The 11,310-nt window shown below is 62.4% G+C and carries 13 protein-coding genes and 3 tRNA genes; 6 read left to right on the forward strand and 10 right to left on the reverse strand.

What is annotated here, in order from left to right:
- The 3 genes from AAG799_RS20015 to AAG799_RS20025 all read right to left on the reverse strand — a co-directional run.
- Window positions 1-149, reverse strand: a 149-nt coding sequence (locus tag AAG799_RS20015; RefSeq protein ID WP_341896904.1) for a GTP-binding protein, incomplete at its 3' end; no start/stop codon positions are given.
- Between the two features lie 165 nt (window positions 150-314).
- Window positions 315-388: transfer RNA gene (locus AAG799_RS20020), tRNA-Gly, on the reverse strand.
- Between the two features lie 73 nt (window positions 389-461).
- Window positions 462-547, reverse strand: a tRNA-Tyr gene (locus tag AAG799_RS20025).
- Window positions 548-691: 144 nt separating this feature from the next.
- On the opposite strand from AAG799_RS20025, the gene rlmB reads away from it, so the two are divergent.
- From rlmB to AAG799_RS20040, 3 genes are read left to right on the forward strand one after another with little or no spacing between them, the layout of a single operon-like run.
- Window positions 692-1,900 (forward strand): 23S rRNA (guanosine(2251)-2'-O)-methyltransferase RlmB, encoded by a 1,209-nt coding sequence (gene rlmB, locus AAG799_RS20030; RefSeq protein ID WP_341898643.1) that lies wholly within the window; start codon window positions 692-694, stop codon window positions 1,898-1,900.
- A gap of 46 nt (window positions 1,901-1,946) precedes the next feature.
- Window positions 1,947-2,705 carry an FkbM family methyltransferase gene (locus AAG799_RS20035; protein WP_341898644.1) on the forward strand — a complete coding sequence of 253 codons (759 nt, stop codon included), beginning with the start codon at window positions 1,947-1,949 and terminating at the stop codon, window positions 2,703-2,705.
- Window positions 2,689-3,447: a hypothetical protein gene (locus AAG799_RS20040; RefSeq protein WP_341898645.1), complete on the forward strand. Its 759-nt coding sequence runs from the start codon at window positions 2,689-2,691 to the stop codon at window positions 3,445-3,447. The genes AAG799_RS20035 and AAG799_RS20040 overlap by 17 nt, the downstream gene beginning before the upstream one ends.
- A gap of 7 nt (window positions 3,448-3,454) precedes the next feature.
- On the opposite strand, the gene bfr is transcribed toward AAG799_RS20040, so the two are convergent.
- From bfr to AAG799_RS20065, 5 genes are all read right to left on the reverse strand, one after another.
- Complete coding sequence (bfr, locus tag AAG799_RS20045; protein WP_341898647.1) at window positions 3,455-3,937, reverse strand: bacterioferritin; 483 nt, start codon at window positions 3,935-3,937, stop codon at window positions 3,455-3,457.
- Between the two features lie 265 nt (window positions 3,938-4,202).
- Window positions 4,203-4,430 carry a (2Fe-2S)-binding protein gene (locus AAG799_RS20050; RefSeq protein WP_341898649.1) on the reverse strand — a complete coding sequence of 76 codons (228 nt, stop codon included), beginning with the start codon at window positions 4,428-4,430 and terminating at the stop codon, window positions 4,203-4,205.
- Between the two features lie 14 nt (window positions 4,431-4,444).
- Window positions 4,445-4,978 carry a hypothetical protein gene (locus AAG799_RS20055; RefSeq protein WP_341898650.1) on the reverse strand — a complete coding sequence of 178 codons (534 nt, stop codon included), beginning with the start codon at window positions 4,976-4,978 and terminating at the stop codon, window positions 4,445-4,447.
- Between the two features lie 141 nt (window positions 4,979-5,119).
- On the reverse strand, window positions 5,120-6,694 hold the full coding sequence (locus AAG799_RS20060; RefSeq protein ID WP_341898651.1) for an alkaline phosphatase family protein: 1,575 nt from the start codon (window positions 6,692-6,694) through the stop codon (window positions 5,120-5,122).
- Between the two features lie 43 nt (window positions 6,695-6,737).
- Window positions 6,738-7,715: a Bug family tripartite tricarboxylate transporter substrate binding protein gene (locus tag AAG799_RS20065; RefSeq protein WP_341898653.1), complete on the reverse strand. Its 978-nt coding sequence runs from the start codon at window positions 7,713-7,715 to the stop codon at window positions 6,738-6,740.
- Between the two features lie 126 nt (window positions 7,716-7,841).
- On the opposite strand from AAG799_RS20065, the gene AAG799_RS20070 reads away from it, so the two are divergent.
- The 3 genes from AAG799_RS20070 (at window position 7,842) to AAG799_RS20080 (ending at window position 9,865) form a co-directional block, all read left to right on the forward strand.
- Window positions 7,842-8,639 (forward strand): helix-turn-helix domain-containing protein, encoded by a 798-nt coding sequence (locus AAG799_RS20070; RefSeq protein ID WP_341898654.1) that lies wholly within the window; start codon window positions 7,842-7,844, stop codon window positions 8,637-8,639.
- A gap of 108 nt (window positions 8,640-8,747) precedes the next feature.
- Window positions 8,748-8,822, forward strand: a tRNA-Thr gene (locus AAG799_RS20075).
- 296 nt (window positions 8,823-9,118) lie between these two features.
- Window positions 9,119-9,865 carry a type II toxin-antitoxin system death-on-curing family toxin gene (locus AAG799_RS20080; RefSeq protein WP_341898655.1) on the forward strand — a complete coding sequence of 249 codons (747 nt, stop codon included), beginning with the start codon at window positions 9,119-9,121 and terminating at the stop codon, window positions 9,863-9,865.
- A gap of 46 nt (window positions 9,866-9,911) precedes the next feature.
- On the opposite strand, the gene AAG799_RS20085 is transcribed toward AAG799_RS20080, so the two are convergent.
- Window positions 9,912-10,280, reverse strand: a complete 369-nt coding sequence (locus AAG799_RS20085) for a nuclear transport factor 2 family protein (RefSeq protein ID WP_341898657.1) — start codon at window positions 10,278-10,280, stop codon at window positions 9,912-9,914.
- 103 nt (window positions 10,281-10,383) lie between these two features.
- Window positions 10,384-11,181: a DnaJ domain-containing protein gene (locus tag AAG799_RS20090; protein ID WP_341898659.1), complete on the reverse strand. Its 798-nt coding sequence runs from the start codon at window positions 11,179-11,181 to the stop codon at window positions 10,384-10,386.
- Window positions 11,182-11,310: the final 129 nt, after the last annotated feature.

An 11,310-nucleotide genomic window follows, 5' to 3' on the forward strand; every position in this document is an offset into this window, starting at 1 on the left:
ATCTGGTCATACGCCGTGAACGACGCGCCGCCGCTCTCCGCCAGCACCTTCGTGATCGCAGCCGTCAGTGACGTCTTGCCATGATCGACGTGGCCGATCGTACCAATGTTGCAATGCGGTTTCGTACGCTCAAACTTTGCCTTGGCCATCGCTCTATTCCTGTTGTCCGACCAGTTTCTGGCCGGAGCCCCTTGCGGGACCCCGGGTGGGTTGACGGTGGCATCCGGCCCTGCGCCGCGCTTCCCAGCGCCGTTCGCGTGACCGTTTGCCGCAGGCAGACCTCGCATTACTCACTGCGTGTCCGCCCAACAAGCTGGAGCGGGTGAAGGGAATCGAACCCTCGCAACCAGCTTGGAAGGCTGGGGCTCTACCACTGAGCTACACCCGCCGCTTCGCGTTACTCCTCAAGACCTCTTACTAACCCTTTGACGTCAAAGACGTTTCCTGGTCAGCGCGGAGAATGGTGGAGGGGGCTGGATTCGAACCAGCGTAGGCGTACGCCAACGGATTTACAGTCCGTCCCCTTTAGCCACTCGGGCACCCCTCCAACCGGGCCCCCCGACTACCGAAGGGATATCCGCATGTCAATGGATAAACGCGACAAAAGCACCACCATCGCCCCCCAGACCTCGAACTTTTGAGGTGGGCGGCAATGTTGTTGCCTTTACCGCGCGGCACTATAAGGAGCGCCATGACCAGACGCAAGCCAGATGCCCGCCACCCCGCCCGCCCAGCCGCCAAGGGCGGTTCCAAAGGCCCCCGCGACCCCCAGCGCCCGAATCAGGGCGGCGGCAAACCGCGCCCCTATGGGGCCCAGGGCAAACCGACCCGGGAAAGCCGCCCGGAGGGTAGCTCCGAAGGACGGTCCGGCCGTCCGGTCGGGAAATCCGGCGGCAAACCGGCCGGCAAGCGCCCCCATGCCCCCCGGGATGACCGGAAGGGCGATTTTGCCCCCCGCCGGCCCGAGGGCCGCGATGAGCGCCGGGATGACCGGAAGAGCGATTTCACCCCCCGCCGGTCCGAAGGCCGCGCCGAAGCCCGCCCCGAGCGCCCCGCCCGCAATGCCGAATATGGCCAGGAACGCGACCGCCCGGAACGTCACGGCGGCGGCCGCCCCCATGGCGGCGACAAGTTTGCTCCGCGCAACCGCGAATACCGCGGCGACCTGCCGGTCTGGCTCTATGGCAGCCATGCCGTGCTGGCCGCGCTGGAGAATGAGGAACGCCTGATCCGGCGCATCCTGCTGACCCGCGAGGCCCGCGAGGCGCTGGAAGACCGCCTGCCCCGCCTCAGCGCCCAGCCCGAGACGGTCGACAAGGCCAAGCTCGACAGCCTGCTGCCGCCCGGCGCGGTGCATCAGGGCATCGCCATGCTGACCGATCCGCTCGACGATCCCGGCGTCGAATGGCTGAAGGAGCCGCTGGAGGAAGACAGCGTTCACAGCAATGGCCGCGAAGTCGTGCTGTTGCTCGATCACGTCACCGACCCGCGCAATGTCGGCGCCATCCTGCGTTCGGCCGCCGCCTTCGGCGCACGTGCGGTGATCGTGACCGACCGCCATGCGCCGGAAGCCACCGGCGCGCTGGCCAAGGCGGCCAGCGGCGGACTGGAAGTCGTGCCGCTGATCCGGGTGACCAACCTGTCGCGCGCCCTCGACCTGCTGGCCGAATACGGCTTCTGGCGTGTCGGCCTGGAAATGGAAACCGACAAGAGCCTGGCCGAGGCGGTCAACGACATCAAACGTGTCGCGCTGGTGCTGGGTGCGGAAGATGAAGGCCTGCGCCGGCTCACGCGCGAGAAATGCGATTTTCTCGCCAAGCTGCCGATGACCGGCGCGGTGGAAAGCCTGAACGTGTCGGCCGCCGCAGCCGTCGCGCTTTACGAATGCGCGCGCGGCTAACCACACCGAACGACAAGTGCCATAAGCGGCCGCAGCAGGGGAAGCGATGAATATCCAGGAGTATGAGAAGCTCAACCCCTTTGCGGCACTGGAACATCAGGGGCGCAAGCTGGTCTACCTGATCCCCAACTCGATGTGCCTGATGCGCGCCGAGACGCTGTTCACCAAGGAGCCCAGCACGATCGGCTGGCTCGACAGCATTCCGACCGGCGCGGTGTATCTCGATGTCGGTGCCAATGTCGGCATGTATGTCGTCTATGCTGGCGTGATCCGCCAGGCGCGGGTATTTGCCTTCGAGCCCGAGGCGCAGAATTACGCCCTGCTCCAGCGCAACATCCAGGCCAACCGTCTCGGTACCCTGGCTGTCGCCTGGTGCGCCGCGCTGTCGGATACAGAAGCCTTCGACCGCATCCATCTCAGCCAGTTCCTCACCGGCGGCTCCTGCCATTCCTTCGGCGAAGCGCTCGACCCTTATCTGAAAGAGCGCAAGCCGGCTTTCGTGCAGGGCTGCTATGCCACTACCATCGACAAGCTGGTGCAGACCGGTGTGATGCCGGTGCCGCACTATATCAAGATCGATGTCGATGGTTTCGAGCACAAGGTGATCAAGGGCGCGGCAGATACGCTGCAGGATCCTGCTGTCGCCTCGCTGCTGATCGAGATCAATCCGGCGCTGCCCGAGCATCGCTGGATCATCGAATACCTCAATGGGATGGGCTTCCGTCACGACGAAAAGCAGGTGGCCGAGGCCGAGCGCAAGGAAGGCTATTTCAAAGGGGTCGCCGAGTATGTTTTCCGCCGCTAAGCTGCATGTGATGTATCAGGTGCTGAATGCACCGGTGCGGCGCTTCCCCTTTCCGCATCTCTATGTCGAGAACGTGTTTCCGGCCGATTTCTATGCCGAAATCCGCCGCAACATGATCGAGGACGCAGCCTATAGCCGCCTGGTCGACAGCGGCCGGGTGGGAAAAGGCTACAGCGGCGCGCGCTTCAGCCTGTTCCCCGAAGAGCTGGAACAGAATGTCGCGGACAGCGCAAAAAAGCAGTTCTGGAAGTCGGTCTTCGAAACCTTCGGCAACGCCGAGTTCGGCCAGATCTGGCTGTCGGTGTTCGGCCCGACCATCAATGAGAAGTTCAAGACCCTGCCGAAAGCGCTGAGCGGCGACCGGCCGGTGAATGAAATCCCGCTGCTGAACGAAATCTTCCTGATGCGGGACCGCACCACCTACTCGCTCGGCCCGCACACGGATACGCCGCGCAAGGTGGTATCCGTGCTGTTTTATCTGCCGCCCGACGAGGCCATGATCGACCTGGGCACGTCAGTGTATGTTCCGAAGGATCGCCGCTTTGCCTGCCAGACCGGACGGCATCATGCCTTCGACCTGTTCGACCTGGTCGCGACCATGCCCTACAAGCCCAACAGCATGATCGCCTTCCCGCAGTCGCCGCGCAGCTTCCACGGCGTCGAGCCGCTGGAGAAGGCCGATGCGCTGCGCGACCTGCTGCTGTTCGATTTGAAGATTCAGCCGCCGGACCCGGCGGCTTAATCCCGGCTTACGAGGACGAACCGTCGCCCATTTGCGACTGCAGGTAATTCTGCAGGCCGACCTTCTCGATCAGATCGAGCTGGGTTTCCAGGTGGTCGATATGCTCTTCGGTGTCGTCGAGAATCCCGGTGAGCATTTCACGGGTGACGTAATCCTGCACGCCCTCGCAATGGCTGATCGCGGCGATCAGATCGCCACGGCCCTTGCGCTCGAGATCCAGGTTGGCCGACAGGCCTTCCGGCACGGTCTCGCCGATCTTGAGCTTGCCGAGATCCTGCAGATTGGGAATGCCGTCCAGCAGCAGCACGCGCTCGATGATCTTGTCGGCGTGCTTCATCTCCTCGATCGACTCTTTGTACTCATGGTGACCGAGCCGCTCGAAGCCCCAGCTCTTCCACATGCGGGCATGCAGGAAATACTGGTTGATCGCAGTCAGCTCGTTCTTCAGCACGCCGTTGAGATGCTGGATAACCTTCTTGTCGCCCTTCATGGGAAACTCCTCATGCTGAAAAGCGCGACTCGCTAATGAGTGCGCGACTTGGCACGAGGCTTACGCCCAGGGTTTCAAAGGCTCAAGAAAAATGCATGAAATTACGAGTTACTCGCAAAGAAAACCGTGTTTTTAATTCAGTTTCTCTGCAACTTCCTCTCAATTGCCGCGCGACTGCGGATGATGCGCAACACGGTACGCATAGAGAGCACAACGCCAAGGCTGGCTGCTACAAACAGCGCAAACTCCAGCGGGCTGCCGTTCATCAGTCGGCGCCTTCCATTTCGGCCATCGCGCCGGCCGGAATCAGCATGGCGCCACCATGCTGCGCCTCGCGATGTTCATGCAGCATACAGCGCACATCCGGCACGCATTTGCCGCATTGCGGACGGTCAGCCAGATGACGATAGACTGCGGCAACCGACTTGCAGCCGTGACTGATGGCGCCGCGCACATCGCGATCGGTGAAGCCGTGACAGAGACAGATATACATGGCTGCCCTCGCCTTCAGTGCATGCGCATGGCGGCGACAGGCCGCAGCATCGCGCTGCGCGTGCCGTTGCGGGGCCGCGTGCGATACGGCAGGTCATGGCCGCTGCCGGTCAGGCATTCGGCGAATACATCGAGCGCAGCGACGAAATCATCGACGCCGGCAGCCCGCACCAGCCACTGCGCCATCGCCCGCGCCGCGGCCTGCGCGCCATTCTGCAGGGCGGCAACAATGGAAAGCATGCAGACCTCGTCGGCGCCGAGACAGGCACAGCAGGGCTGGTGATAGACGATGGTGCGGCGGGCATGGCGCGTCAGGTCGCTGAGGGCGCCATCCAGCGCCACCAGGGCGGGGCGCGCTTCGCTGCGGCGGAACTGGCGGTCGAATTCACGCGCCAGCAGCGGCAGATGCTCGCGGCCCGAGACCCAGCGGCGGAAGGCCCAGAGCACCAGGCGCTCGCCCTCGTTCAGCTCCTGCACGCTGGTCGGCCAGTGGCCAGACGGACTCTGTTCGTTTCGACTTTCGGCCCCGGCAAACTCACGCATCGACACGCGGCACCCCATCCTGCAAGTCTGAACTGGTCCTGCAAATCATTCGCAGAGACAGTTTTAGCTAACTTGCGAGTGATTATCAAGTGCCTTCTGCGGCGCGGAAACCGCCGTTTCCCGCGCCGGTGTCATTTCAGGGGCGGTTTACCAGACGCCGAACAGGATGCCGCGCGCCTTGGCGGTGCCGGTGCGCTTTTCCACCTCGGCATCCGACAGCGTGGTGCGGATGCGGCGCTGGCGCAGCCAGTCGAACAGCCGTGCGGCCAGGTCCGCCCGGGTCGCCGCATGGGCCGGGCTCTCGCCCAGATCGGTGTATTCGCCGGGATCGTCCTGCAGATCGAACAGCTGCGGCCGGAAACCGTCATAGGCGATGTACTTCCAGCGGTCGGTGCGCACCATGTAGGCGCGCGCGCGGTCCGGCGGCAGATTCAGGATCTGCCGCGCCGGGCGAAAGGCATAATCGCATTCGCTGAAAGCGGCATCGCGCCAGGGCGCCGCGCTCTGTCCGAACAGACGCGGCAGCAGCGAGAGGCCTTCCAGACGGTGCGGCTGCGGCACGCCACCCGCAGCCGCCACAAACGTCGGAATCAGGTCGATGGCCTCGACGAAGGCATGGTCCACCCTGCCCCGCGTCGCATCGGCGGCGGCGTCGGGATGATAGACGATCATCGGGATGCGCACGCTTTCCTCGTGGAACAGTTCCTTCTCGCCGAGCCAGTGATCGCCAAGATAGTCGCCATGGTCGCTGGTCAGCACGATCAGCGTATCCTCCATGCGGCCGGAGGATTCGAGGAAGGCGAACAGGCGGCCGAGATGGTCGTCGAGCTGCTTCACCAGTCCCATATAGGCCGGGATCACGGTCTCGCGCACGTCGTCGCGACTGAAATTCACCGACTCCTCATGCTGCATGAAGGCATCCACTACCGGATGCGGATTCTGCCGCTCGGCCGCACGCCTGTGCGCCGGCAGAATCTGGTCGATGCCATACATGTTGTGATATGGCGCCGGCGCGATATAGGGCCAGTGCGGCTTGATGTAGCTGAGATGCAGGCACCAGGGCTGATCGCCGGACTCGCGGATGAAGTCCATCGCCCGGTCGGTCATGTAGGGTGTTTCGGAATCCTCTTCGCGGATGCGCGCCGGCAGGTTGGCATTGCGCATATACCAGCCGCTGAGGATTTCGCCATCCGGCCCCTCGGCGGCATTGGCGAAATCATGCCATGGATTGTCCGAGACATAGCCCTTGTTGCGCAGCCAGGTGTTATAGGCCAGGTCGGGATCGAGCAATTGGTTCGGATGCAGGCCGTCGTCGCGTTCGAACGGCTCGAAACCGCATTCGGAAATCAGTACGCCCAGCGAGGAGTTCGGATCGACACCGAGCCGCTTCATCCCTTCATCGTCGCTTTTCATATGGGTCTTGCCGACCAGTGCCACGCGATAGCCCAGCGGCCGCAGATAGTCGCCCAGCGTCAGTTCGGTGGCGCGCAGCGGCACGTTGTTGTAGGTCGCGCCATGGCTCGTCATGTAGCGGCCGGTATAGAAGGACATGCGCGACGGCCCGCAGACCGGCGCCTGGCAATAGGCGCGGTCGAACAGCACGCCTTTCTTTGCCAGCCCGTCGATATGCGGGGTCTTCAGCGTGGGATGATGGGTGCAGGACAGATAATCGGCCCGCAACTGATCGGCCATGATGAACAGGATATTACGAACGGCAGCCATGATCTCGCACAGGTGATACTGGATATGAAGACAGTCGCGCCGGTCAGTTCTCCGGCTTGAAACCCGATGCCGCCACGGCCGGCGCCCAAGCAGCGGAATCACGCTGCAGGATCACGCGCAGTTCCTCAGCACTGGTGCCGGTGGGCTGCAGACCGAGATTGGCGATTTTGTCGCGCAGCTCCGGCGTCTTCAGGGCGGCAACGAGAATATCGCTATACCGTTTGATCACCTCGGCCGGCGTACCGGCTGGCGCAAACATGCCATACCAGGTGTCGCCCTGAATCTTGTAGCCGCTCTCGATGAAGGTCGGCACATCGGGCAGGAAAGGCGACCGTTCCGTGCCCGACGTGGCGATCACGCGAATTTTGCCGGCCTTGTGCAGGCTCATCAAATCGGGCGTGGTGCTCAGCACCATCGGCAGCTGGCCGCCGGCCAGGTCGGCGATCGCACCGGCCGATCCCTTGTATCCGACATGCTGCAGCTCGATGCCCGCCGCCTGGCCGACCAGCACCATGAAGAAATGCGGCAGCGTGCCGGCACCGGGCGTGCCGTAATTCGCCTGCGCCGGATTGGCCTTGCACCAGGCGACCAGCTCCTTGACCGACTTCACCGGCAACGCGGTGCCAACCGCAAGCGCGAAGTCCATGGTGCTGACCTGCGAGACCGGCGCGAGGTCCTTGATCGGATCGTAGCCGAGGTTGCTGTAGACATGCTGGTAGACGGCGACCGGCGCAATCGGCGTCAGCAGCAGCGTCTTGCCGTCGGGCGCCGCCGTTTTCACCGCCTGCACGCCGATGCGACCGGCAGCACCGGTGCGGTTGTCGACGATCACCGGCTGGTCAAGGCCGATGCGCAGCTGGTCGGCCAGAAGCCGTGCCAGGGCGTCGCCCGAGCCGCCGGCCGTGAAGGGGAAGACGATCCGCATCGGCTGGGCCGCGATCTGGGCCATGGCGCGGCCTGAAACCGATGCGATGGCTGCAGCAGCAGCCGTGTATGCCATCATGGATCGACGGGTGATCATCGTGTTTTCCTCCCGGTATGGCCAACTGACGTGGCTGTTGGCGACAGAGTGAACCGCGCGGCCGCCCAGCAAAACCGTCTTTCACCAATGTTTCACCTGGTGTAACACTGGCGGCCGGGAGGCCCCATGCAGGCCAGCGTAAAATCGATCCGCGCCCTGGCGCGCGGCCTGGATGTGTTCAAGGCGCTGCACAATCACCGCAGCGCCAGCCTGCAGGACCTGCATGACGAAACCGGACTGGCCAAGCCAACCCTGCTGCGCATCCTGAAAACACTGGAGGAAGGTGGGGTTGCCCGCCGCTCCACCAGAGACGGCCGTTATCGTGTCAGTGCCAGCGTGCGGTTCTTCGGACAGAATCTCGGCATGGAAGACGCCATCGCCGAACAGGCCGCCCCGGTGCTGGACCGGCTGTGCCGCGACATGCTCTGGCCGTCGGATATCGGCGTCTACAAGGATGGCGCCATGGAGATTCTGGAAAGCAGCCGGCACCAGACCCCCTTCATGGTGAACCGCGATCGCATCGGTTTTCGCGTCCATATGCTGATGAGCGCCATGGGGCGCGCCTATCTCGCGTTCAGCCCGGCTGCCGAACGGCGCACAATCCTCACACGGCTGAGCCGCTCCGGCGATCCGTATGACCATGCCGCCCGCAATCCGTCTGCCGTGCTGGCCGATCTGGCGCGTGATCGCGCACGCGGCTATGCCGTGCGCGAGGCCGGCTATGGCCGCTGGGGCATCGCCGAGCGCAGCCAGGCCGATGCCATCGCCGTGCCGGTGCTGCAGGGCAAGCGCGTGCTGGCCTGCCTGAGCCTGGCCTGGGCCGCCGGCGCCACCACGCGGGCCGAGATGGTGGCCCGGCATCTGGGCCGTTTGCAGGATGCCGCTGCTGAAATCGCCGGCCGCGTTGCCGCCCCGGCCCCGTGACCAGCACAACGAAGGCGCCGGAATTGTGCGATTTTCCCGCCACTGCCGCCGGATCGGCTTGCCCGCCGCCAGCGGCTCACGTAAACAGTCGCCGGACGCCTTGTCCGGGCCGGATTAGCTCAGCGGTAGAGCAGCGGTTTTGTAAACCGAAGGTCGGGGGTTCAATCCCCTCATCCGGCACCATCCATTAAAGGCCAGTCACTTCGCTGATTGGCTTTTTTTGTACTTGCAGTTATTGCGCGTTTGTTCTTTTTTGTACCTTTTTGTGGACACTTGGGGAACATTGGCTGCGGAAAGACCGCAGACTCAAAAACGCCCCCAATTTGGAAACCGCCCTGCAAGGCGGCGCTTATAACATCGATTAAAGGCGGAATTGACCTAACGCGGGTTTCTCATGGCATATCATTGTGTATCTGGATCAAGTTTAGATTGTGAGCGCAACACCAATATGCGTTCAAAAGAATTCATTGGGGACAAATATGACGCACGCGTTATTAACCGCCGCACAAGTTAAAGCGCTACATGAATATCTAACTAAAATTTTTGAACATGAGAATGACCCCATCTCGCCCCCGGGCATCAAATCTAACGATCTACTTGAATCCGCTTGCTCAAGGCCATTCATCTCAATAGGCGGAATCTACAAGTACGATACATTTGAAAAGCAACTTGCCGCGCTTTTTCAATCTTTGTCCAAAAATCATCCTTTCCACAATGGAAACAAAAGGGCCGCATTGGTCTCTCTTCTTACGGCACTTTATAAAGAAGGCCGAATAATAAAAATGAATGTAACGGATGATGACTTATACAAGTTCGTCTTGGACGTTACGGCCGACTCTTTTCCCACTGAGAATCACAAATTGAGTCCAGACGAAGTCGTCGGTCAAATAGCGCGATGGATCAGGAGCAATTCCATCGCAAGAACACACAGTACGAGTGATATGGACACTTCAGATTTCCTAAGGAAATGCGAAGAGGCGGGCGCGCTTGTCGTAGAGCGAAAAAGAAGTAATGCTTATTTCGTACTCAACGGACAACAGAGCATTCGTATTAGTAGGTCAACCAGACGAATTGGTGGCAAAGCAGTAATGAAATTTCTTGCTGTGTTAAAACTGAGTGAGAGTTCAACCGGTTTTTCTAGGATTGAATTTGAAACCGGCGTTACCGAAGCTCGAGAGCAAATTTATCGGTTCATCGTCGCCCTTCGGCGACTTGCTAGAACATGAGCGGCTTATAGGTCCGCCCTCATCCGGCACCATTTTCCCGTTTTGCTCAGCCCTTGGGGTCGAGCACCGGTTCGCCCATCACGAACCAGGCTTTGGCGATGCGGCCGCCCCTCACCTCGTAGATGCCGATCACATCCACCTGGCCCGGCCCGTCCGGGAAGCTGCGCGTCACCACCTCGCGGTCGACCACGGTATTGCCCACCGTCATGCGCTGAACCAGGCGGCCGAACAGGTTGGGCTCCTGGAACCGCAGCACATGGCGCGCACGGATTGCGGCGGCACCATTGGCCAACAGCGTATCGGGATGGGCAAAGACCTGGGCATCCTCGGCCCAGAAAGCCATGAAGGCATCGATGTCCTTCGCGTTATAGGCATCGAGCTGGCCCTGAACGATCGCTTCACTCTGCGCTGACATCACCGGCATTCCATCGTGGTTTTCTGCCGGCACTCTAGCGAGCGCCAGCAGAAACGAAACAGCGGAATTGTCGGCATGCAATATGCGGCCGATATCCGGTGGGCTATTCGCCGAGCAGCAGATCCTTGGCGCGGTTGATCTGCGCCGCCAGGAAGGTCGAGCCGCCCTGGTCGGGATGGAATTTCTTCATCAGGCGGCGATGGGCACTGCGGATATCCGCATCGCTGGCACCCGGCGGCAGACCCAGCACCTCCCAGGCCTGTTCGCGCGTCATCGCGCCGCTGCTGGCCGCCGATGCGGCCTCGCCGGCATCGCCCGCCCCTGTCTGACCCTGGGTTGCCCGCTCACGCCAGTCTTCGCCGATGCTGCGATCCAGATAGGCCTCCAGCAGGGCGGCGGCCTGGTTGTCGCTGGCGCGGCAGTCGCGCAGCAGCAGGATCAGGTCTTCAAAACTGAGCGACGACAGTCGTCGCCCGGCATGGCGGCCCTGCAGCACATCGCCATCCATGCGTCCGGTGGCGTGATCAAGCTGCATGCGCAGCCAGCCGGTCTCGACCGTGGACTGCTGGCCCGCGCCGGGGCCATTGCTGCCATCGGGATCGGCATAGCCGGTGCGGGCGCGCTGCCAGCCGCTGCCCAGACCGCGACCGCCGAACAGGTGGCTGAACGGCAGCAGGCTGCGCGGCAGATAGCCAAGTGAAAACGCCGCCACCGCGCCCAGCATCATCGCCACATCGATGCGGCCGCGGATCAGGAAGAACAGCGCCAGGCCGCCGCAGATCACGGCACCGCCGATCTTCAATACGCGGGCGAGGAATTTCGGATCGGCTTTGACAAAACCGCGTGCGCCCACCAGCAGCAGGATCAGGCCGACAACACCCAGCGCGAGATAGGCGATCATGGCTTACCGCATCTGCCCGATCAGGGCGCGCACTTCGCGGCCCGATCCGGCGGCGAAATTCTCCAGCGCGCGATAGCCGCCGGCGGCATAGACGGCCACGGCCGACAGCAACTCGCGCAGGGTGGCGGC

The sequence above is a fragment of the Ferrovibrio terrae genome, assembly GCF_943371255.1.
GTDB classification, from domain to species: Bacteria; Pseudomonadota; Alphaproteobacteria; order Ferrovibrionales; family Ferrovibrionaceae; genus Ferrovibrio; species Ferrovibrio terrae_B.

Excerpts from the sequence above, each read along its gene's own strand:
- rlmB (WP_341898643.1), top strand. The coding sequence starts at position 692 with ATGACCAGACGCAAGCCAGATGCCCGCCACCCCGCCCGCCCAGCCGCC.
- AAG799_RS20035 (WP_341898644.1), top strand. The coding sequence starts at position 1,947 with ATGAATATCCAGGAGTATGAGAAGCTCAACCCCTTTGCGGCACTGGAA.
- AAG799_RS20040 (WP_341898645.1), top strand. The coding sequence starts at position 2,689 with ATGTTTTCCGCCGCTAAGCTGCATGTGATGTATCAGGTGCTGAATGCA.
- bfr (WP_341898647.1), bottom strand. The coding sequence starts at position 3,937 with ATGAAGGGCGACAAGAAGGTTATCCAGCATCTCAACGGCGTGCTGAAG.
- AAG799_RS20050 (WP_341898649.1), bottom strand. The coding sequence starts at position 4,430 with ATGTATATCTGTCTCTGTCACGGCTTCACCGATCGCGATGTGCGCGGC.
- AAG799_RS20060 (WP_341898651.1), bottom strand. The coding sequence starts at position 6,694 with ATGGCTGCCGTTCGTAATATCCTGTTCATCATGGCCGATCAGTTGCGG.
- AAG799_RS20065 (WP_341898653.1), bottom strand. The coding sequence starts at position 7,715 with ATGATCACCCGTCGATCCATGATGGCATACACGGCTGCTGCTGCAGCC.
- AAG799_RS20070 (WP_341898654.1), top strand. The coding sequence starts at position 7,842 with ATGCAGGCCAGCGTAAAATCGATCCGCGCCCTGGCGCGCGGCCTGGAT.
- AAG799_RS20080 (WP_341898655.1), top strand. The coding sequence starts at position 9,119 with ATGACGCACGCGTTATTAACCGCCGCACAAGTTAAAGCGCTACATGAA.
- AAG799_RS20085 (WP_341898657.1), bottom strand. The coding sequence starts at position 10,280 with ATGTCAGCGCAGAGTGAAGCGATCGTTCAGGGCCAGCTCGATGCCTAT.
- AAG799_RS20090 (WP_341898659.1), bottom strand. The coding sequence starts at position 11,181 with ATGATCGCCTATCTCGCGCTGGGTGTTGTCGGCCTGATCCTGCTGCTG.